The sequence below is a fragment of the Malacoplasma penetrans HF-2 genome, from assembly GCF_000011225.1.
Classification (GTDB): domain Bacteria; phylum Bacillota_I; class Bacilli_A; order Mycoplasmatales; family Mycoplasmoidaceae; genus Malacoplasma; species Malacoplasma penetrans.
Genome location: NC_004432.1, coordinates 109,591 through 131,765 on the forward strand (window position 1 = coordinate 109,591; position 22,175 = coordinate 131,765).

16 protein-coding genes and 2 pseudogenes are annotated in these 22,175 nt (G+C 26.2%); 10 read left to right on the forward strand and 8 right to left on the reverse strand.

Annotated features, from left to right (window positions below):
• The first annotated feature begins 71 nt into the window (after positions 1–71).
• Positions 72–5,366 carry an ABC transporter permease gene (locus MYPE_RS00450; protein WP_044891185.1) on the forward strand — a complete coding sequence of 1,765 codons (5,295 nt, stop codon included), beginning with the start codon at positions 72–74 and terminating at the stop codon, positions 5,364–5,366.
• A gap of 76 nt (positions 5,367–5,442) precedes the next feature.
• Here the strand turns inward: MYPE_RS00450 and MYPE_RS00455 are convergent, their stop codons facing one another.
• The 4 genes from MYPE_RS00455 to MYPE_RS00470 form a co-directional block, all read right to left on the reverse strand.
• Positions 5,443–7,167 (reverse strand): MATE family efflux transporter, encoded by a 1,725-nt coding sequence (locus MYPE_RS00455; protein WP_011076917.1) that lies wholly within the window; start codon positions 7,165–7,167, stop codon positions 5,443–5,445.
• A gap of 107 nt (positions 7,168–7,274) precedes the next feature.
• Complete coding sequence (locus MYPE_RS00460) at positions 7,275–8,132, reverse strand: MPN527 family putative ECF transporter permease subunit (protein WP_011076918.1); 858 nt, start codon at positions 8,130–8,132, stop codon at positions 7,275–7,277.
• A 1-nt stretch (position 8,133) separates the two neighbouring features.
• A complete protein-coding gene (locus tag MYPE_RS00465; RefSeq protein WP_044891187.1) occupies positions 8,134–8,832 on the reverse strand; it encodes a hypothetical protein in 699 nt (232 codons plus the stop codon).
• A 36-nt stretch (positions 8,833–8,868) separates the two neighbouring features.
• Complete coding sequence (locus tag MYPE_RS00470; protein ID WP_011076920.1) at positions 8,869–9,285, reverse strand: hypothetical protein; 417 nt, start codon at positions 9,283–9,285, stop codon at positions 8,869–8,871.
• A gap of 190 nt (positions 9,286–9,475) precedes the next feature.
• On the opposite strand from MYPE_RS00470, the gene metK reads away from it, so the two are divergent.
• On the forward strand, positions 9,476–10,612 hold the full coding sequence (gene metK / locus MYPE_RS00475; protein WP_011076921.1) for a methionine adenosyltransferase: 1,137 nt from the start codon (positions 9,476–9,478) through the stop codon (positions 10,610–10,612).
• A gap of 83 nt (positions 10,613–10,695) precedes the next feature.
• Here the strand turns inward: metK and MYPE_RS00480 are convergent, their stop codons facing one another.
• From MYPE_RS00480 to MYPE_RS00490, 3 genes and pseudogenes are all read right to left on the reverse strand, one after another.
• Complete coding sequence (locus MYPE_RS00480) at positions 10,696–11,295, reverse strand: hypothetical protein (protein WP_011076922.1); 600 nt, start codon at positions 11,293–11,295, stop codon at positions 10,696–10,698.
• A 574-nt stretch (positions 11,296–11,869) separates the two neighbouring features.
• Positions 11,870–12,529: pseudogene (locus MYPE_RS05945) on the reverse strand (ABC transporter ATP-binding protein); the annotation flags it as partial.
• A 154-nt stretch (positions 12,530–12,683) separates the two neighbouring features.
• Entirely contained in the window at positions 12,684–14,723 is a 2,040-nt protein-coding gene (locus MYPE_RS00490; RefSeq protein ID WP_011076924.1) for an ABC transporter permease, read from the reverse strand.
• A gap of 220 nt (positions 14,724–14,943) precedes the next feature.
• Here MYPE_RS00490 and MYPE_RS00495 point away from each other — a divergent pair, with 220 nt between their 5' ends.
• Positions 14,944–15,216: a GroES family chaperonin gene (locus MYPE_RS00495; protein WP_011076925.1), complete on the forward strand. Its 273-nt coding sequence runs from the start codon at positions 14,944–14,946 to the stop codon at positions 15,214–15,216.
• A 29-nt stretch (positions 15,217–15,245) separates the two neighbouring features.
• Entirely contained in the window at positions 15,246–16,883 is a 1,638-nt protein-coding gene (gene groL, locus MYPE_RS00500) for a chaperonin GroEL (protein WP_011076926.1), read from the forward strand.
• 59 nt (positions 16,884–16,942) lie between these two features.
• On the opposite strand, the gene MYPE_RS00505 is transcribed toward groL, so the two are convergent.
• On the reverse strand, positions 16,943–17,434 hold the full coding sequence (locus MYPE_RS00505) for a deoxyuridine 5'-triphosphate nucleotidohydrolase (RefSeq protein WP_011076927.1): 492 nt from the start codon (positions 17,432–17,434) through the stop codon (positions 16,943–16,945).
• Positions 17,435–17,610: 176 nt separating this feature from the next.
• Between MYPE_RS00505 and rpsP the strand changes: the two are divergent.
• The 6 genes and pseudogenes from rpsP to cdd all read left to right on the forward strand — a co-directional run.
• A pseudogene (gene rpsP / locus MYPE_RS05950) lies at positions 17,611–17,862 on the forward strand (30S ribosomal protein S16); the annotation flags it as partial.
• Positions 17,863–18,017: 155 nt separating this feature from the next.
• Positions 18,018–18,698, forward strand: coding sequence for a tRNA (guanosine(37)-N1)-methyltransferase TrmD (trmD, locus tag MYPE_RS00515; RefSeq protein ID WP_011076929.1), 681 nt, complete (start codon positions 18,018–18,020; stop codon positions 18,696–18,698).
• A gap of 12 nt (positions 18,699–18,710) precedes the next feature.
• Positions 18,711–19,148 carry a 50S ribosomal protein L19 gene (rplS, locus tag MYPE_RS00520; protein ID WP_011076930.1) on the forward strand — a complete coding sequence of 146 codons (438 nt, stop codon included), beginning with the start codon at positions 18,711–18,713 and terminating at the stop codon, positions 19,146–19,148.
• 578 nt (positions 19,149–19,726) lie between these two features.
• Positions 19,727–20,440: a purine-nucleoside phosphorylase gene (gene deoD, locus MYPE_RS00525; protein WP_044891188.1), complete on the forward strand. Its 714-nt coding sequence runs from the start codon at positions 19,727–19,729 to the stop codon at positions 20,438–20,440.
• Between the two features lies 1 nt (position 20,441).
• Positions 20,442–21,743, forward strand: coding sequence for a thymidine phosphorylase (locus MYPE_RS00530; protein ID WP_011076933.1), 1,302 nt, complete (start codon positions 20,442–20,444; stop codon positions 21,741–21,743).
• Between the two features lie 8 nt (positions 21,744–21,751).
• The gene (gene cdd / locus MYPE_RS00535; protein WP_011076934.1) at positions 21,752–22,174 is read left to right on the forward strand and encodes a cytidine deaminase; all 423 of its coding nucleotides are present in this window, start codon (positions 21,752–21,754) and stop codon (positions 22,172–22,174) included.
• Position 22,175 lies beyond the last annotated feature (1 nt).

The window sequence follows — 22,175 nt, forward strand, 5'->3', positions numbered from 1 at the left end:
AGCAGGTATTGAAGTCCTTTAAAAGTTCAATATTATTGTTGATAGGACTCTTTTTCATCTCTTTTGCAATTGTGTTTGCAACTTTTTCATCGCTTTATTTTTCTAGCAATATCTCAAATTCTTATAATTCTTTAAGTGCATCTTCAAATGGGAATGAAGCATTTTTAGAAACCAAGGATTCTGAATTAAAAAATAATAATCTTTCTTATGATTTTGATAGTTTAAATAACTTAAATCCAATTAAACCAAACTCTGATGGTAAATATTTCAATTCACTAGATGAATATGCAAATTTAAATTTCAGTTTTATTTATCCTGAAACTAATTTGTATCATTCATCTTTTACTAAACAATCAAATGCTAGAAACTACATTTTTGCTTACTATACATCAAGTGCGGATACTAATAAATATTTTAAAGGTGATGGAGTTAATAAAGCTGATTCTTTATATAAAGATAGAGCCAGAGGAATTTTAGCTTCATATGGTAATTTAAAAATACCTGATAGTTCAAATCAATGAAGAGCTTTTGGGTTAGAACTTGGAAATGAAGATTTAAAAAACATAATTTATGAAATTGATCCATTAACTGGACAAACTGCAATTGATGCAAATTCAAATTATGTAAATACTTTAGGTTATTTTAGTGATGGTTATATAAGTTCTACTATTACGTTATGGGGTGGTAATTTAAAATACCCAACTAATGTAACAGGAACTTCTGCAACTGATATTTCTGGGAAAACTTATAGAGTAAAAAATAACAATACTGATACTCCATTTTTTGTTGGGGAAACCGGTTATGGAAAAGAATGATGAACTGACCAAAATTATGATTTAAATGGTAGCAATTTAAATGAAATTTTCAGTAAATTTCAAACTGTAGAACAAACAACAGATACACCAGATATTGTTAATATTATGTCTAGTGCATATATTCAATCTTCTGTAGCTTTATCTTTGGATAAAAACATAGATTGAAATATAGCTTCATTAACACCTTACTATGACTACATGAGAATAATGAGGGATAAGAGATATTTAACCCAAGAAACTACAGGAAAAAACCAAGACCTTATTGTAAGTGTTCATTTAGACATGAGTAAATTATCAACACTACAAAGACAAACTTTTGATTTTGTAAGAGAAAAATATGGTGTTCAAAAATATATTGATTTAACTAGTTTTCTTTATACAGTCAATGGGCAATCTGTTAAGACTGCATTGCTAGCAAGTCCAAATCTTAGTGCAGAGTTAAAGAAAGAAATAGAAGGCTTAAGTGTAGATTCTTTACTTCCTATTTTAAAACAAACTTTTGGGACTACAACAGGTTATGAAATACTAATAACTTGATTAGAAAATTATGGTAATGAAAAATTAATTACAGTAAAAAAAGAATTATTAAAATATGAAAGAGAATTTTTGTCTTATAAGGAATTATCCACTTTTGATAACTTTACTTATAAAACACAAAAATCTTTTACTTTATCAGACTTTAAAACTTCACAATCTTTCTTAGTTTCTCACAAAGGTGGAGTTTCAAATCCTAATGAAAATAATTCGATTAATGATTTACAAATTTTATCTGGTTCTAAAATTACTAATGGATATGATTTCTTATCAAGTAAATATGATTATTTAAATAAAGAAGTATATTCAGATGATGAACAAAAAACTAATAGTACTAAATATGAAGATATAAGTAATACCCTCTTATCAACAACAAGAATTGGTGGGGGTAGCCAGCAAGAAATTGAAACAGGTGGATACTCTATTAATCCAAATGGTGATTATTTAATAAATTTAGTTAAATTTATTAATGATTCATATGTTACTGGAGAAACAGAAAATACTAATGCTAATAACTCATCTGAATCTAGTAAATTACTATCAGATAGAATTAAAGAATTAGCTAAAAAAATAGTGGACCATTATAATGGAACAACAGCAAATGTTTCAGGAAGCATAAACGTAAATGATTATTATCACTTATTTGCAATGGCTACTCCACAAAACTATTATGTTTATACAAATACAGATAATCCTGATAATAATTCATCATATATATTTAGTAATAACAATCAGAATTTAGAATATAGTTTTTCTGCCAATGCCGGAATGACTCCAACAACTTACTCATCAAGAGCTTCACTATATGCACCTTATGGTAACTCAATAGTTGTTAATGAAGCATGATTAAATAGCAATCAAAAATCTGTTTTACCAACTAATCAATGACAAAAAGTTTTATTGATGAATTCTAGTGAATTCAGAACATGAAAGCAAAATTTAGATGGTAGATATAAAGTAAATATAAATTCATTGGAATTTATTATTATAGGTTCAGGAATTTCTTTTGAAAATTCTTTCCCTATAGTTTCTATTGAATCTCCAATTCCTAACCCTAGGATTGAGGGTGTGACTTATGTAGATGATATGGGATATGAATCTCTACTTTATACAAACTCATTTTCTAACCAAGATATTTATTTTGCTATTAGATTTAACTATGGTGAAAAAGTTGATTTAAGTTCATTAAATTCATTAATGGATTCATATACTAAAAAAGCATATTTATCATCTGAGATTACTGATTTTACTAACTTACTAACAGCTAGAATTTCATATCCTAAGTTAATTGCTATTTATATTAATTTATTTGTAACTATTTTAGTGGCTGTTTTATTAGTAATTGGAATTTATTTATCTTCTTTACTAGTTAAGATTTATGTAGAAAAAAACAAAGTATCTTTAGCAATTGCAAAAGCTAATGGAATAAGCAGTATTCAAATTGCTATTTCTTTATCTGTGTTTGGTGCATTTGCTGCTATCATCTCTGGTGTTGTGGGATATTTATCAGCGTTCTTATTACAAGGTTTATTTGTAGGTATACTAAGTAACTTCTGATATATCCCAATAAGTGTTCGTGAATTTTCTTACATAGGGTTATTTAGTGGAATAGCTTGTTTATATATAGCATTCTTATTATTCTCATTCTTAGGTGTGTGAAAAACATTTAGAAGCCCAATTAATGAATTATTGTCATCTAGTGAAGAAATGAAAGTTAATAAACTTTTATATTTATTAAAATCTAAAAAAACTTCTTTCTTTGTTTTAGCTAAATTTAGAATTGCATTAACTTTATCTAAATTAACAAGGTTTATATTATTTGTAGTATTATGTTCTGCAGGCCTTTCTATAATTGCGGTTGGTACTGCTATTCCTAGAAAATTTGAAACTTCACAAACTAATACTTTAGAAAATAGAAGATATGGATATAGTTATAATTTACAAACACCAAGTGAACAAAGTGGATTATATAAAGTTCAAGAATATGCATATTTAGGAACAAATGATGAAGCTGGTGGAATTTATGATATTTTCTCTAACACAATGTTTGATAATAATAATCCATATAGAAAATTAGTTACTTCTACAGATCAAGATGAAAAAGACTTATTAGCATTAAGAGATCTTCAAGGGAATGTTATTAAATATAGTAATGGGCAACCTAAATATTTCTCAAACTTATTATTACCAAGTTATGTTCATGTAGATGCTTTTAAAAAAGATCCTCAATTATTTAGAAATGCAGTAGTTTCTAAATGGTTAGTTGATTTTGAAATTTCAATTGCTGGAATCTATGTAAATGCATGACAATTTGTTAGTGAAGCATTCCCATTAGAATTGATATCTAGAATTAATGCTATTAGCAATAATTTCTTAATCAGTGTATTAGAAGTTCCAGAATTAAAAACTATTAATGATACTCAAAATTACATTACAAGAAACAGTTCTGGTAACTATGTATTAAATCCAGAAAAAGTATTAGATCTAACAAATGTTTCTGATACTAACTCAATTAGATTTAATAATGAGTTTTTAAAATATATTGGAATGATTTATGGAAATACTGAGTTAAGTTCAATAGATGCAAAAATTTCTTTTGGTATTGTTCCATTTAGAAGTATGGAAACTAATTCACTAACTGAAAGTTATACATATTTAGATGCAACATTGAATGATCCAACTGTAAGAATTCCATCTGTTAGAAACAATGGTAAAAACTTATTAATTGATATCAACAAAGAAATCTTTGGTATTAAAAAAGATTCTCAGTTTGTTACTTTAATAGGTGATAAAAAGAATGATTTAAATAGTAAATTGTTTGAACCGGTAGAAACTGAAGACAACTATTTAGTTTATCCTGCTGTTGTAAATAAAGGTGCTGCTTATCAATATGATTTAGAAGTTGGAGATACTTTTAAAATTGATGTTAAAAATTCATACACTAGATATACAGATAGTATGAGTGGAATTAATCCAACCAAATCAGTTAAATTAAAAGTTGTAGGAATATCAAGTGATGCTTTTGCAACTAGTATTTATATTAGTCAAGACAATGCAAATACAATTTTAGGATTAAACTTTAACCAAGGAGCAACAATTATTGGGACTAGTACATATGGTAATGGTACTATGGAAACTACAGTTTTAGGTGATTGAAGTTCAGGGGTATTAAAACCTTCTGGTACTGAAACAAATGCAAATTATAGAATTAAGCAAGTTGAATACCCTAAAAGCTATGTTCCATTTAATGGTGTGTTTTCAAAAGAAGAAAATCCATTATTAGTAAATTCATTAGTATTAGAAAATACTAGTGGATTATGAGGCAACTATTCATCATTTACAGACAGTGGTTTTGCTGGTTTAGTTTCAACAGTTGGTATTAATAATATTATTAATATGGCCATGCCATATAGTGAAGAAGGATTATCTAAACTAGCAACTAATTTAAGTATTAGTTCTAATAGTAGAAATGATATTATTACAAGACTATCTTCTTCTATGAGTATTTCTTCTCTTCAAACATGACTACAAAATAATTTTGGAACACCTTCAATTGTAGCTATTAATTCATTTGAATATTTCACAACAGTATTTGATACTTATGTAACAATCTTTAATACATTAATTTCTATAGAAACACTAATTATCTGCTTATTCATCCCTCTTATTATCATTATTGTTATGATAATAAGTTCAGTAATGATGAATGACTTTAGAAGGTTAGTAGCAATTCTAAAAACATTAGGATATTCAGACAAAGAAAACTTATTATCAATCTTAGTAATATTTGTTCCAGTTGTTTTAATATCTCTAATAGTAGGAATTGCAATAGTAGCAACTCTATCAGTACTCTTTAATTTCATGGTATTTAATGCTGCTTCTATTTACTTGGCTCCAGAAATAGATTGATTGGCATATCTATTTGGATTTATAGCAATTGTAGGAATTGTAACAATTAACTTTATTTTTGTTGCTTTATATTTGAAAAAGCAAAACTTAAGAAATTCAATTTCTTAGTAAATACAATAAAAAAACTTGTTTTTATCATTTGATAAGAAACAAGTTTTTTTGTCTTTGAAACTATATAAATGTATTATTTGTTTTTAGTAAAGAACTTTTCAAGTTTTTGAATAATTACATCTAAATGTACAGTTGGATCTTTGTATTTTTCTTTTTTACCCATGTATAGATGTAGATAGATTGAAGAAGTAATTTCAATTGCAATTGATGAAATTGCAATATTTGTAAATGCAGTAAATAGCATTACTTTGTAATCACTTACTAATATAGCAATGTTTCACATGCTATATAAAATAGGGAAGAAGAAAATTAATCCTTGAGCTAAAGAAGCCACAATATTTAAAAACATTTTTCCTGTTGATTGGAAAAGACTTAATCCAGAAATTGATAAAGATAGAAGTGGGAATTGGAATAACAATGTACAGAATAATAATGTTAGTACATGAATTTCAGATGGTGTATTGGCGTTAAAGAATGAAGTAACTGAAGGTCCTCCAAATAAGAATATTGGTCAGAATACTGCATTTATTAATAAACTAAAAACTACACCTGTTATTATTCCATAGTAGTAAACAACCTTAACTCTTTTATAATTTTGTTTTTGATAGTTATAAGCAAGAATTGGTCTTAATCCATCAACTATTCCATAGATGGCAAAAAAGATTAAATTGTAAATTGGAGTTCCACTTACAGTTTGTATATCATTGAATGCTAAACCTGCTGAAACTCCTGCATCTCCAGGAGCTGTAGAAATTGCATTTAATGTTCCAAAAAATACTATTACATAAACTATGTTAGCAACTGCAATTGAAGCATCTCTTAAAAAAGTACCTAAAGATAAAATTAGAGAAGTAGTAAAAACATTTCAATTAATTTTAAATTCTTTTAATTGTTTGAATGCAAATGAGAATGGATAATCCCCTTTGTTAACAAACTCATAAAACAAGATGAATGAAGCTACTAAAAGAATATTTACAAAATATCCTATTAGGATAGATATTCCACCACCTATAATGTCCATTTTGAAAACCAAAAAGAAGATTAGTTCAAAAATAATATTAAATAAATTTGCTATTAAAGCAGCAAATGTAATAAAGTAACTTCTTCCTTCTGCTCTTAAGAAAAAGATCAGTAAGTTTAAAATCATAATGATAGGAATACTACCAGTAATAAAGTACATATATTTGTTTGCAGCATTTAAGATTAGTTGATGTCTAACTTGGTTGTAGGAATTAACAACTTCTGAAGTTGATACTGTACTTTTTGCTATACAAGCTTCTACTATATAAGTTTGAATACTCATAATTAATACAGTTAGTACAATTGATAAGAATAAACAGCTATAGAATGAAGAAACTCAAATGCTTTTACATTTTTGTTTGTCTTGTTGTGCTAACGCTCTACTGAATAGAACTGAAGCTCCGGAATTTATAAATAAACCAATAGAAATAAATATTAAGTTTACTGTCCCTATGACTGAAGTTTGATAAACAATCATATTTCTATTTGCTTGATAAATTAGATTATCATAATTTGCTTGGGAATCATTTGGAGATAAAACAGACAATATCTGATCTTTAGTTAATCCTGCACTTAATAATGCATTTTCCAAATAATTTATTCCATTAACAGGAATAATGTGTTGCATTAAAATTTGATCTACAAAAATGTAAATTCCAAATAGCAATGAAACAAATAAAGAAGGAACTAAAACTTTTAATGTAAGTTTTGGAATTGACTCTGTCTCATACATGCTTTCATTCAAAAATTTTCGTTTCTTGTTTTTAAAAACTTTCATATTCAAACTTTTCATTTTACTTACCAATTAATTAAAGTGTATAAAGATTGTAAGTTTATTTTTTGAATTATGAAAATTATTTTTGAATAATGTAATAAAAAGTCAAATTATGACAAGAAATAGCTGTCTACTATGTTAGTTTTATATCTCAAAACAAGTAAAACAAAAGATAGTGATAATACTAATCCAAATTTAATGGCATTAAAAGCTGAATATAAAGTAAAAATTCCTGTTCAGTAATCTGGAATAAATAGTAATAATGCATTTGGATTTGCATTATATTCTTTTGCTGTTTCTATAAATCAAGCTGATTCAGTCATATGGTATAGTTGCATATATAATGGAGTAAAAAGAATACCATTAAGAACACAATTTAAAATAATTGAGTAAATAAATGTAACTACACATATTGTTAATATTCTAAGTTCTATTCCATGTATTTTTTTAAATCTTTTCTTTTTGTGGTTTAAAGAATCATTAACAGTATCTGTTGGTTTATTTAATTTATTGCTAGAAAGATATTTTTCTATAAAAATTCATTTCATTAAAAAAGTAAAAGATAAAGTTGTTAAGTTAAGAACAATATTAAAAATTACTCCTACATATCCACCAACTCCAGCTCATAAGAAGTTAGCCAATCCTCCAACTATTGCTGCAAACAATCATCATTGTCATTTGCAAATAAATACCAAGATAATTAAAAAAACTAATGAGAAATCTAAATTTAAAAAATTTGCTAAAAATGTAAGATGAAAAAAAGTATTTCCTACATAACAAAAGACAATGTATAAAGCTAATAAAATTGCTGTTATTACCATTGATCTAATTGAGTAAGAAGTACTTCTACCTTTTTCATCTCTTCATTTATTATGACTATGAAAAGATTTGTGATTTATACCATTTTTAGATTCATCTAAATTATTTATTTGATTTGCTGTTTGAATTTCTTGGTTTTCTAAATTCATATTATTTTTTGTTTAATAGACTGATAAAATCTTCTTTATCTATACTACCATTATTTTTATTTATTTGGTTACTTTGTAATTCCAAGTTTCCATCATCTAATCAAGAACATTCATTATCAACATTTTCTTTACTCTTAATTTCAAAGTTAGTAGAGATTTCTTTACCTTCTTTTTTTAATTTGCTTAAAAAATCTTGAGTCAAAATAAGATCAGATAAACTGTCTTGTGTAGTGCTATCACTTACTTCTTTGTGTGTTAGCTCTTCTAATAATTGTTCTTTTTTACCTTCATCATTACTTATGATTGCATCACAAATTGAGTTAATATCAGATTCATTTAAATCATATTCTTTGTTGCTTAAAACACCTTTAATAGTTTTTATTTTAGAAGCTTGTGTTTCATTGTTGCTTTCTTCAGAAAAAATATAGTCTACAAAATTAATTTGTTTTTTGATATCTTCTATTCTTTCAGTTCTTTTTTGGTTAAATAAATTAATTTTTTCTTCTCTAGTTAAGTTATTGTCATCAAAATCAGAAACCACAGAATTATATCTTCTGTACTTGTTATATCTAAATTTGAAATCATGGATAACGGCATTATCTGATGATAAGTTATTTACTTTGTCTTGAAAACTATCAATTTGATTTTTAATGTTAGAAAGGATTTGTTTAATTTTATTAAAACTTGCAGATGTACTCATATTAATTTCCTTATATTTAGTCAATAAAAAAAGAGATTATCTCTCTTTGTTGTTTAATTCATTAATTCTTTGGTTAATTTCGTCAATGATTTTTGAATTTTTATAAATTTGTTTTTCTCTTTGGTAAATATAAAATTTTTCACCATTGATTTTATCTTCAATATTTTTTATTTTGTTATATTCTTCTAAATTGAAATCATTTTCAGGATTTCATGAATTATTGATATATTCAGTTGCTTCTTCATAAGTAATTCCATTTACTTCTTGAAATAAATTCTTACATACAACTAATTCAGATTTTCAAGCACTTATTTTTGATCAAGAATATTTGTTTCTTTCTTTTGAATTTTCAATAGATTTTTCAAATAATTTTATTGTTGATTTTGAATTATCAAGAGCTCTTTCTAATTCATTTTTATCTCATTTATTAACTCAATTTCTATTTTCTGACATACTAATAATACTTATTTCTAAAAATAATAACTTAAGTTAATTATATCCAATCAACTTATAATATCCAAATGGTAACTTTTTACAGTTGTGGTTTAAATATAAAAAACTAACAAAATATTTATTTTTATATCTGGTAGAAAATATGAAAAATTGTATAAAATATTTAATAGTTTTGTAATTGGAGTTTTATATGGAATTGAGAAAAATAATGACAAGTGAATCTGTTGGTAAAGGTCACCCTGATAAAATTTGTGATCAAATTTCAGACGCTGTTTTAGATGAGTGTTTAAAACAAGACCCAAATTCTAAAGTGGCTTGTGAAGTTTTTGCTGCTAATAGATTAATAGTAATTGGTGGAGAAATCACTACTGCTGGATATGTTGATGTAGTAAAGATGGCTTGAAATGTATTAATTCCTTTAGGGTATGATGAAAGTGATTTTACTATCATTTCTAATGTTAATTCTCAGTCTAATGAAATCTTTAATGCAGTTGAAAAAGATAATCAAATAGGTGCAGGTGATCAAGGGGTGGTATATGGGTATGCAACTGATGAATGTGAAAACTTTATGCCATTACCTATTAATATTGCACATGATTTAGTAAAGTGTGCTGAACAAGTAATTTGAAACACTAAAATAGACTTTATTAAACATGATATGAAATCACAAGTAACAATTGATTATGCTGATTCACAAAATCCTAAAATTGATCAAATTATTATGAGTGTACAACACTCTCAAAATGCCACTAAAGAAAGTATTGAATCTTTTTGTAATGCAATAATAGATTTTGTAGTCAAAAAATACAATCTAAACTCTGACTTCAAAAGAATCATTAATAATAGTGGAAAGTTTACAATTGGTGGACCAATTGGGGATACTGGATTAACTGGTAGAAAATTAATGGTAGACACTTATGGTTCTTTAGCTAAACATGGTGGTGGAGCTTTCAGTGGGAAAGATTGTACAAAAGTAGATAGAAGTGGAGCTTACTTTGCTAGATATATTGCTAAAAACATAGTAGCAGCTAAACTTGCTAAGAAGTGTGAAGTTCAATTAAGTTTTGCAATAGGTGCTTCTAAACCAATTGCTTTTGCAGTAGATACTTTTGGGACATCAAAATACAGTGATGAACAAATATATGAAATCATTGTTAATACTTTTGATTTTTCAATAAAATCATTTATTGAGAAATTTAATATGAGATCTCCAATTTACAGTCCTTTTTCAACTTATGGTCATTTTGGTAGAACTGAATTAAATCCAGGATGAGAACAACTAGATAAAGTAGAAGAAATTTTAGAATTTACTAAAAAATATAATTAATTAAATATTGGATTAAACAAACAAAAAGATTGTCTTACATATCAGTTAATTTAAGACAATCTTTTTTATTGTTGTTGATTGATTTATTGATTTTTATTTTCAATTTCTATTTTATAGTTTTGTAATTTTATTAAATCTTTTTTAATTAACTTTACCAATTTAACAGAACTTGCAATTGAAAATGGTGAAAAGAATATTCCAGTTAAAGCTAATCAAAAACATTTACAGTACAGACGACAATATTTTTTTAATAAACTTACTTTTATTGTTAAAGCTATCATTAAAATTGCATTAATAAGTATATAAAACACTATGATGTCATCAGCAATTAAAAATAATACTGTTATCCCTAAATTTGCTTCATACATTGATAATTCTCAGTTTGGAATTTTTGAAAAAATTTGAATTTTTATTGCTAATGTATAAAAGATAGTTACACAAACAAACATTAAGGCTGTTGCTAAACTGTACAAAATTATATAAGTTCAAGCAAGTCTATTTGTGCTTTTTAATCTTTTATTGAATTTTTTAAAAATTTTAGGGTTTTCTAGTTCTTTACTAAAATAATAGAAAGCATTTCTTTTTTGAGAATGAAGACTTTCATTTTCTAAATATAATTTATTATCTATATTTACAAGTCAGAACATAAAACTATTAAACCAAAAAATTATTTTTTTAATCATGCTTGCCCCAAACTCTTAGGCTTTTAGACAATTTATCTACTGTTATTTGTTCTATAAATCCTAATCTAATTTGATTTTAATTCTTGTCTAATTAATGATGCTAGCCTTGTTGGTATATGTGGTTAAAAATTATCAATTATAAATAAGTAATAAATTGTATTAGAAGAATTCATGTGCAAATAATCTAGAACATTTTCAATTTATATAAAAATATTTAAGAAATAAAAAACCACTCACTAATATTTTTAGATGAGTGGTTTTAAAACTTTTAATATTAAAAGAAAGTTTGAGGATTTTTTCTTTCTTTGTCTAAGTTACCAGTTTCTTTTGTATCTACTGAACCATAAATTACATATTTTTTATAAAGGTCTTCAATTGATAAATAGTATTTTTCAAATTTAACTAATATTTCTTTAGATATTAATTTATCTATTAATTCTGCTAATTCATTTTTATCTTTGAATTCATAAATAATTTCATTATTTGAATTAACTTCATATTTACCAACTTTATCACCCTCAAAGTCTTCAACAAGTTTAATTCTGTAGCACATTTCTCCATTTTCATTTTTATTTCTTTTTTGTGTATAAACAATTTTTCCATTATCTAAAATTGTTACAGCATTTGAATATAAATCAAGTTCAGAAAGAATATGGCTAGAAATAAAAATAGATTTATGAAGTTTTTGTAACTCTCCCAATATATCAAAGAAGTCAATTCTGGCTTTTGGATCTAAGTTTGCAGTTGGTTCATCCATGATTAAAATATCAGGATTATTAGATAAAGCTTGTGCTAATAGTATTTTCTTTTTTTGACCACTTGAGAAGTTATTTGGTGATTGATTTCTTAAATCCCACATTCTAAATTTCTTTAAAATACTTTCAGCAAATAACTTTGCTTCTTTAGATTTAATTTTGTTTAGTTTGGCTGTGTAATATAAATAATCAAAAGATGAAATTCTTGAAGGAAAGAATGTATTTTCTGGAATATACCCCATCTTAGTTCTTGATTCTAGATTTTTGTTATCAATTCCAGAAATATAAATTGAACCATCAAAATTTCTATATGAACCAATGATTGATTTAATAGTGGTAGTTTTTCCTGCTCCATTTGCACCAACAAATGCATGGAATTCGCCTGGATAAACTTTAAAGTTTAAGTTATCAATAGTAGGGTGTTTTTTTCCATAATATTGTTTTCTTAAATTAACAACCTCTAGTAATGGTTTTGTTAAATCAATATCTTCCTGATTTACCCTAATGAATCTTTCAAAATATTCATGTGCAGCATTCATTTCCATTTGGTATTCTTTCTCTTTTTTTTCAAGTTGTTTACTTTTAAGAGATGAAATAAAGTTATTATCTTTTTTTGTGAATGGGAATTTCATATTATTTAAAGTCCTTCTTTCTATATATTACTAGAGAAATTAAAGTTATCACTGCACTAAAACCAATTCATGAAATGAAAAGTCCATAAGGGTTGTATAAACTAACAAGTTTTGCTTCTTGAAAGTTTGCAAATCTTGAAGATGGCGCAATTCTATATGTTGGTCTAAAAGAATAATTAAAATAACTGTTACTTGAGTTGTTTGATGGATCTTTTATTTTAAATGATATGCTTCCACCACTGAATGCTCCTGTAAAGAATGCTTGTATACCTTTATTGTATGTATCAGTATCATTTTCAGTATTTCCTGAATCTGTTCCATTTCCGTTACTATTTCCAGAACCAGATCCACCACCATTATTTTGATTGTTTGATTCTAATGAATTAATATAAGATCTCAAGTTAGAAATACCACTTTGGAAATTAAAATACATTAATCTTAATAAAACAAATTGTTGAATATAATTTCTAGCTAATTCCTCTAATAAAGAAGTATTATTAGGATCTTTTTGAAGTTCTTCAAAAGCAGCCATAAATCTATCAATAATTATTTGAACATTAATAGTGCTATTTGATCCTCTTACAAAATTTCTATAAATACCTGTATAGATAATTTGATTTAATTTATTAATAGCTTTAACTCTTTGTGTGTAGTTTGTTAAGTTATATAAATCAAAATAATTTTGAACTACATCTTCTGCAACTCCATTAGTTAACTTAAAGAAGTCATCTGCATAATTTAGAATGATTTTTGTAGCATCAGTTTCTTGTGTTGAACCATTGCTATTATTTTGTGTTCACTGTACATTATCTCAACGATATTCAAATCTTTGGTTTATTAAATTTTCAAAATCTAAGTATTCTGTATTTCCATCAACTAGTTTTACATTGTTGTAATCATACAATGTGTATTGCACATATGTACCAAATAAATTTGAAGCATTAGTTGAAGATATACCTGTATCATATGTTGGCACAAATAAGAAATTCTCTTCTTGTGTTTGCGAACTTTGACTACTTGGTTCCATTGGATAAACTAGTTTTAAACTAGTACCTGTAAAATTACTGAAATCTTGGATTGGACTAAAGCTCAATTTAAATGGAGACTTCATAGTATCCATAATTTTCATTTTTGCAAATGTATCTTTTGGAGCCATATTCAATGTAAACATAGAAGATAATTGCTGACCAAAATCAAATAATGCAAACTTTGGAAATACTTTAGTATCAAATTCTACTTGGTATGATTCTTCTGCAGTTCTACTAGAATTACTATTTGGTGTATAACCTTGTACTGCACTTGGTTTTCCTTGTTCAGTAACATTTAAATAACCAATTTGATTAGTATTTTCTGAAAAGTTTGTTCCAGTATCAAAGTTAGTTTTGGTATCTATTGTTAGTGATCCTAAAATTGAAGTAACAATAATTACAAATACTAAACCAGTTGTAGATAATAAAGAAATAATTTTATTAGCAAATAAAGAAAAGAAAACTGTGATTGATCCAAATACTGCAAAACAGATAATAGTTGCAATAAAGATTCCACCTATTACTTTTAATTGATCTACTTTATCAATTGATGGAATTGTTAATCCAATTGAAGAAAAGATTGCTCCAGTTAATGCAATTGTTGTACCAATAATTGTTAATACTAAACACTTACAAAAAAAGATTTGACTTCTATGGAGTGGCTTACTAAGTGTCATTAGTTCTGTTCCATCATCTACTGGGGTTCTAAATATCTCTACAGTAATGTAAGAAGAAATAATTGCAATTATTAAAACTAAAATTAAAGATAGTACTGGATAACTTAAAAGTAATATTGGTTGGAAACCAATAATTAATGGTGCAATAATAGCACAAGCTACAATCATTAATATATAAACAAATATATTAATGTATATAGATTTCTTTTTGAAGTTCAAACTAAAGATAAATTGAAAATATTCTTTACTAAACATTTCATATTTAATAAAGTGGTTAAAATTCTCAAAAAATGATTTAGTTTTTACAGCTATATTTTTTGTAAATTCATTCCTCATATATTCGCCTTTTTATTTTTATTAATAGTAAAACTTTAGGTTTTTGATTTCAACAATATATTTTACATATATATGTTTATATTTTCTAATTTTATGAATTGTTGATTGAAAGCATTTATTATATAAAATAAAAATTTTAAAAAAGATAAAAATTAATAAATTAGCAGTTATAATAGTTAAGTGATAATTTTTTAAAATTTATAAGTTTAAGGAAGGAAATATGGAATTTAGACCTTTAGGAAAAAGAGTTCTTTTAAAAAGAAGTGAAGTTGAAACAACTACTAAAACAGGAATTGTTTTACCAAATTCAAATGATGCTCAAAAACCAAGTTATGGAATTATTAAATCAATCAGTTCTGAAATCAATAATTCTAATTTAACTGTTGGAGCAACTGTATATTTTAAAGAATATAAAGCTAACCAAATAAAAGTGGATAACCAAGAGTATCTAGTTGTAGAACTAGATGATATTCTAGGTGTTTTATACAAATAATTTTTTATATTAAGTAATGGAGACTAATTATGGCAAAAGAAATTAAATTTTCAGATTCAGCAAGAAATAAATTATTTAATGGTGTTCAACAATTGTTTGATGCTGTTAAAGTAACGATGGGACCAAGAGGAAGAAATGTATTAATCCAAAAATCTTATGGTGCACCAGTAATTACAAAAGATGGTGTTTCAGTTGCTAAAGAAGTAGATTTAACTAACCCAATTGAAAACATGGGAGCTCAACTTGTAAAAGATGTTGCTTCTAAAACTGCAGATGAAGCAGGGGATGGAACAACAACTGCTACAGTTTTAGCTTATGGAGTTTTTAAAGAAGGTTTAAGAAATGTAATTTCAGGAGCTAACCCAATTGAGATTAAAAGAGGGATGGATAAAACTGTAAATGCAATTGTTAATGAACTAAATAAATCTAGTAAAAAAATTGCAAGAAAAGATGAAATCATCCAAGTTGCTACAATTTCGGCAAACTCTGATAAAAAAATTGGTGAACTAATTGCTAATGCAATGGAAAAAGTAGGAAGTGATGGAGTAATTACTGTTGAAGAAGCAAAAGGTATTAATGATGAATTAACAGTAGTTGAAGGAATGCAATTTGATAGAGGATATATTTCTCCTTATTTTGTAACTGATACTAATAAGATGATTGCAAAATTAGAAAATCCTTACATTTTAATTACTGACAAAAAAGTTTCTTCTATTAAAGATATTCTTCCAATTCTTGAAGAAATTATGAAAACAGGAAGACCTTTATTAATTATTGCTGATGATGTTGATGGAGAAGCATTAACGACATTAGTAGTAAATAAAATGAGAGGTGTATTTAATGTTGTTGCAGTTAAAGCGCCAGAATTTGGTGATAAAAGAAAACAAGTATTAGAAGATATTGCTATTCTTACTGGTGGTTCTTTTGTAACTGATGATTTAGGAATCTCTTTTGATAAAGTAACTTTACAAGACTTAGGACAAGCTGAAAGTGTTGTTATTGATAAAGATAATTCAACTATTGTTAAAGGTAAAGGTTTAGAATCTCAAATTAAAGAAAGAATTTCTAAAATTAAAACTGCTATTGAAATGACTGATAGTGACTATGACAAAGATAGTTTAAGAAATAGACTTGCTAAATTAAATAAAGGTGTTGCAGTTATAAAAGTTGGAGCAGTTAGTGAAGTTGAATTAAAAGAAAAGAAAGATAGAGTAGATGATGCTTTATCTGCAACTAAAGCTGCAATTGAAGAAGGTATTGTAATTGGTGGTGGAGCAGCTCTTGTTCATGTTTCAAAAAGAATCAATGTTAATACTTTAAATTTAATTGGTGATGAAAAAATAGGATATCAAATTGTAATGTCTGCAATTATGTCTCCAATTTCTCAAATTGTTTCAAATGCTGGATTTGATAAAGGTGTTGTAATTAATGAAATTTTAAAAGCAACAAATCCTCACTTAGGATTTAATGCTGCAACTGGTAAATATGTAGATATGTTCCAAACAGGAATTATTGATCCAGTTAAAGTTACAAGAATTGCTTTGCAAAATGCAGTATCAGTTTCTAGTATGTTATTAACTACTGAAGCTGTTATATATGATGTAAAAGATGATAAAGAAGATTCAGTTCCTGCTATGCCTAACATGGGTATGGGTGGAATGATGTAATCATTCTTATCTTATTGATTAAAAAAAGTTAGAAGTCATATTGATTTCTAACTTTTTTCTTATTTTTTATTAGTACTACCAAATCCACCATTTCTAATTTCAGATGCTTGATCATCTTCTGTTATTCCGTAACTTAAAAAAATAGCCTGGGCAAATCCATCACCTTTTTTGATTACTAACTCTTTATTTTCATTAGTATCATTTGTTAGCTTAATAAAGATGTGTCCTTCATTATCTGAATAATAATAATCTGAATCTATTACCCCAACTGTGTTATCTAATTGCAGTCTGTATTTAAAACCTAAACTACTTCTTGGTAGTATTAGTAATACTGAATCTTCATTCATTCTTACCCTTATTCCTGTTGGTATCTTAACTGTTTGTTTTGGTTTGATAACTAAATCATATGGAGCAAAAAAATCATAACCAGCACTATGTTTTGTTGCTCTTTTAGGCAATTGAATTGAGTTGTATAATTCAATGTCTTTGTTTTCAAAAGATTTATTAAATTCATTTAAACTAATTTTTTCAAACTTTCCCATTATTTTCATAATCTATTAATTCCTTAGTTTTATTAATTCTTTTTAATACACTAATAAATTCTATTTTACTTTTTGGTTAAAGCTTTAGTATTTAAAAAATTTTAAGTATGTTAAGTAAAAATACTTAACAAACATATAAAAAATTATGTATAATTGTAAAGTTATATTTTTATAAGGAGACTTGCATGGTAAAAATTAGATTAACAAGACTTGGAAGACATAAATTACCTTTTTTCAGAATTGTTGTAATTGACTCTCGTGCTAGAAGAGATGGTGCATATATTGAAAAAGTTGGAACTTATGAACCTTTTGAAGGAGTGGTAAACATTAATGAAGAAATCGCTCTTTCTTGATTAAAAAAAGGTGCACAACCTTCAGACACTGTTAAAAACTTATTAAGAGAACAAGGTGTTTGAAAGAAATTTATGGATTCAAAAGTTCAAAGTAAAAAAGAACACAATGCAAATAAAGTAAAAAAAGAAGTTAAAAAACCCGAAGCTAAAAAAGCTGCAGCTTCTAAACCTGCATCTAAACCAAGTGCTTCAAAATCAGCTTCTCAAAAGAAAACTGTATCTAAAAAATAGTTTTACATATGAAAATAACTGTTTTATCTCTATTTGAAAACTTTTTTAATGAATTTAAAAATACTTCTATTATTAAAAAAGCAATAGCAAATAATTTAGTAGATATAGAAATTGTTAACTTTAGAAATTTCTCAAAAGATAGTCACAACAAAGTTGATGACACACCATATGGTGGTGGGGCTGGAATGGTATTAACATTGCAACCAATTGTGGATGCAATTAATCATGTTAAAACATCCAACTCAAAAGTGGTTTTATTAACACCATCTGGAAAAACCTACAATCAACAAATTGCAAATCAATTCAAGACATTTGAACACTTAATATTAATATGTGGTCATTATGAAGGGTTTGATGAAAGAATTATTAATTATGTTGATTATGAAATTTCAATTGGAGATTACATATTAACTGGAGGAGAAATTGCTGCAATGGCAATCTTAGATTCAGTAATTAGATTAATCCCAAATGTAATTTCAGTTAACAGTTTAGAATCTGAATCATTTGATAATAATTTATTAGATTATCCAAACTACACAAAACCTTATAATTTTAATGGTTATAAAGTTCCTGAAGTTTTATTAAGTGGTAATCATAAAGAGATAAATAAAGTTAGAAAAGAATGACAAATCAATAAAACAAAAATAAATAGAAAAGATTTATTTATTAAATACCTAAAAGAAAATTAAAGGAGGATCAAGATGAGTGCTCAAAAAATGACTAATGAACAAATTTTAAAATATGTTCAAAGCAAACAAATTAGAAAAGACATCCCTGAATTTAGATCAGGAGATACTATTATTGTTCATAACAAAATTATTGAAAACAATAAAAGTAGAATTCAAAAATTTGAAGGTGTTGTTATTAGAAGAAGAGGTTCAGGATTATCTGAAACTATTATTGTAAGAAAAGAAAGTTCTGGTATTGGTGTTGAAAGAATTTTCCAATTACATTCACCACAAATTGAAAAAATTGAAGTTATCAGACTTGGTAAAGTAAGACGTGCTTACTTAACTTACTTAAGAGAACGTTCTGGTAAATCAGCTAGAATTAAAGAAAGAAGACCAGCTAAGGCTGTTGAAAAAACTTCTAAACCTGCAAGTGCTAAAAAACCAGCTGCAAAAGCTAATAAGAAATAATTATTAATAAAAGTCATTCTGTTTAAATACTTTCTGTTTCAGAAAGTATTTTTTACTCTTATTTATAAGTTAATTAATATCTATAAAGTCATGAATAAAAAAGTAAATTTAAAAAAATAAAAATTTTTTAAACTTTTTGTTTACATAACAACTTTGTATGCTACTATATATATGGGTCTAGTTACTGGAAGAGAGACTATCTCGACACGGTTGATTGGAAAGTGGTGAAGCCCCGTTTGATCAAATGAAGTAGAATATAGCAACAAAGCCATTCAACTATTGTCGAAACAGTTGAATCTTGTGGTTAGCATGCTTCACCTGCCAGTATGTGCATGTACTTGGTAGAGGCTTAAGAATTACAATCAGTTTACTAGTAGATGTGATGCAATCTAAACATAAACAAGTAATCTGATTGTTTTTTATTCCCATAAAACAAATTAAATGTATTAACTTTTTGATTTAATAAGAAAGTTAGTAAATCTAATTTGTTTTTTATTTTTTAAAAAAACTACTTTTTTATTTTTTTATCTTCTTTCAACATTAAAATTCTTATGTATGAATACAATAAGGAGTTTTATATGACACCTCACAATAGAGCAAAAAAAGGTGAAATTGCTAAGGTCGTTTTAATGCCTGGTGATCCATTAAGAGCAAAATGAATTGCTGAAAATTTTTTAGAAAATCCAAAACTTATTAATGATGTTAGAGGGATGCTTGGATATACTGGATATTACAATAACAAAGAAGTTACTGTAATGGGTCATGGTATGGGAATGGCATCAATTGGAATTTACAGTTATGAATTATTTGCATTTTATGATGTTGATGTAATTATCAGAGTTGGAAGTGCTGGTTCTTATACAAAAGATATTAATGTAGGGGACTTAGTATTAACTAAAAAAGCATATAGTGAATCAACATATGCTAAATATATTGGAATTGAAGCCAAAGATTCAACGTTAGAAGGTAGTGATGAACTAAATGATGTGATTAGAAAAACTGCAATTGAAAACAATATTAAATTAACAGATGTTGTAGTTCACAGTTCTGATATCTTCTATGGCGCAAATAGAAGTGTAGAACAAATTGCAAGTGATACTAAATCACAAGTTGTTGAAATGGAATCTTTTTCATTATTTGCAAATGCTATTAAATTAAATAAAAAAGCAGCTACATTATTAACTTGTTCAGATTCATTAGTTACTCATGAATCAATGAGCGCAGAAGATAGACAAACTAAGTTTGTTAATATGATTAATTTAGCATTAAAAGTTGTTGAAAAAATAAACTAGTATGAACATTTTAGATTTAATTGAAAAAAAGAAAAAAAATAAAAAAATAACTGAAGCTGAATTTAATTATTTTATAGATGCACTAATTAATCAAGAAATCAAAGACTATCAAACTACTGCTTTTATGATGGCTATTTATTTTAATAAGTTAGACTTTAATGAAACTTATTATCTTACTAAAGCAATTATCAATAGTGGAAAAACTTTTGAATGACCAAGTAATATTAAAAATTTAATTGATAAACATTCAACTGGTGGAGTGGGGGACAAAGTTAGTTTAATATTGTTGCCACTACTAAGTTCTTTAAATGTAAATATTGCAAAAATCTCAGGAAGAGGTTTAGGTTATACTGGTGGAACAATTGATAAGTTGGATTCAATTAATATGAATACAGATTTAAGTGAACAAGAAGTTTTTCAAATTTTAAAAGAGAATCATTTTTTTGTTTTACAACAAACTAATGAAATTGTTCCAGCTGATAAAATTTTATATGCTTTAAGAGATACTTCAGGAACAGTTGATAACTTGTCTTTAATTGCTTCTTCTATTATGTCTAAAAAATTAGCCTTAAATACTGAAAATATTTATTTGGATGTTAAGGTTGGAGATGGTGCTTTTTTTGCTAATTTAAAAGATGCAAAAGAGTTTGGAGCATTATGTATTAAACTAGGTAAGAAGTTTAAAAAGAATGTTGTTGTTCACTATACAGATATGAATAAACCTCTTGGAAGATGTTTAGGTAATTTGATTGAAGTTAAAGAAGCTGTAAACTTTCTAAATGGAATTTATGAATGTGAATATTTAAAAGAATTAATTTTTGAATTTGCAAAAGATGTTTTAGTAGATTTAAAAATTGCTAAAAATAGTAAAGAAGCTATATCAATGATAGAAGATGCTATTAATAGTAAAAAGGCAATTGACTCTTTCATTAGATGAAACAAGTTTCAAAAAGGTGAATTGGATTCAATTGATAAATTAACAGATTTTTATAACCCTCTACACAAAAAAGAAATATATGCTGAATCTAATGGTTATTTAGAATTTAAATCTAACAAAGAATTAGGATTAATTTTAGTAGATTTAAAAGCCGGAAGAAAAGCAAAAACTGATACATTAGATTTTGAAGCAGGTTTATATTTAAACAAATATACTGGAGAACAAGTTAAAAAAGGTGATGTAATAGTTACAATTTATTCTTCTTCTCCAATTGAAGATAATGTAGTTCAAAAACTTACTAACAACATTAAAATCAATAAAGAAAAGATGAAATTAAATAAAACAATTTTAGGTGTTAGCAGATAGGAGACAAAATGTCAGAAATAAATTTAAATACCATTTTTATCAAATTAAAAGAAGTAATTGAAAATGCTTATGTACCATACTCTAAATTTAGAGTTGCTTCAATTTGTAAAGCAGATGACTCATTTTATTATGGAGTTAATGTTGAAAATTCATCATATCCAGTAACATTATGTGGTGAAAGAAATGCAATCTCAACTGCAGTTAGTAATGGTCATAAAAACATCACAGATATATATTTATTAACAGACTCTAATACATTTGCCACACCATGTGGAATGTGTAGACAATTTATGAGTGAATTTATGGAGTCAGATGATTGCTCTATTTATATATTTAATTGGGAAGGAAAATATATAAAATATACAATAGGTGAAATTTTAAAAGGAAGATTCACAAAAAAAGATTTAGATTTAAGTGTAAAGCAAGGATAAT